This is a genomic window from Micromonospora sp. NPDC006766, assembly GCF_040636055.1.
Taxonomy (GTDB): domain Bacteria; phylum Actinomycetota; class Actinomycetes; order Mycobacteriales; family Micromonosporaceae; genus Micromonospora.
On sequence record NZ_JBEYIX010000138.1, the window covers coordinates 1 to 1,138 of the forward strand.

A 1,138-nucleotide genomic window follows, 5' to 3' on the forward strand; every position below is an offset into this window, starting at 1 on the left:
TCGCGGATTTGGGCGGCGGGCAGTTTGGGGCTGGCGTGGAAGTCGAACTCTTCCAGGGTGGTGGTCTGCTCGAAGCGGGCCCGGCGCAGCCGTCGCTGCATGCTCATGGTTTCCCGGCGGGTGATCTCGTCGTGACAGAGGACCTGCAGGAACTCCAGGTGGCCCAGCTCGCCGGCTTGGGCTTGAACGAGGCGAGCGTCGAGGGTGTGCAGCATGCCGGACAGCTTCAGGACGCGCAAGCTGTCGTGCAGGGCGGTGTCGACGATGGTCACGAGGTCTCCTTGGGCTGGTAGAGAAAGCGGTGCAGGGTGGTCATCAGCTGCGCCCAGTCGGTGCCGGCCGGGCGGGGGAAACCGTTGCGCTGCAACACTTCGGCGATGTCGAAGAGCAGGGCCGTAGGTGAACCGGGGATCGGGGCCGTCAGATGGCGGCAACGGGTAGGCCGCAGCCGCTGGGGCGGTGTCGGTCATGCCAGCACCGCCATGCCGTGGCCCGACTGCTCGTCGTCACCAGGACCGCCGTGGTGGTCGTTCGTGATGGCCGGGTCCGCCTCGGGCGTGCCGTCCGTGGTGGGCAGGGGGATGACGTTCGCGAACAGCTGCGAAGGGCCGCGTAGATGGGCCGCGGCGCCGCCGTCGCCGGCCGATGGTGGTGGCGGGTCGGTCTCCGCGCCGGCGACCAGGATGCCTTTGACGGTGCGGTAGGAGGGGTCGCCGACGGTGATGGCTTTGGCGCAGGCGGCTTCCAGCCGGGCGGTGCCGTGCTTGTCGGCAAGGCCGAGCACGCCCTGGGCGGCGCGGAGCCGGAACAGGGCGTTGACCTCCAACAGGTCGTCGATGACTTGCCGGCAGGCAGGGCCGATCTCGGTAGCGCGGGTGCGGCACCAGGTCGGGGTTCGCATCCGGAACGCGATCTTCTCCGGCGGGTAGTGCCCGAAGTCAGTCTGCTTGCCCTGTGGTTTACGCCCGTGGGTGGCGATCAGCTGCCCCTGGTGGAAGATCTGGACGACCAGCGGGGTCTCGCGGGCATCGACGCGTTGGCCAATGAATCGCCACGGCACCGAGTAGATCGTCTTGCCGACCTTGGCGTGGATGTCCGGCCCCACCATGGCCGTCGACCACGTCGCCAACGTGAACGG

Annotated in this window: 1 protein-coding gene and 1 pseudogene; both read right to left on the reverse strand. The window is 68.9% G+C overall.

Annotated features, from left to right (window positions below):
• Positions 1-272: ATP-binding protein (locus ABZ671_RS32725; RefSeq protein WP_357865446.1), on the reverse strand; the 272-nt coding region annotated here is incomplete at its 3' end.
• A 392-nt stretch (positions 273-664) separates the two neighbouring features.
• Positions 665-1,138: pseudogene (locus ABZ671_RS32730) on the reverse strand (IS21 family transposase); the annotation flags it as partial.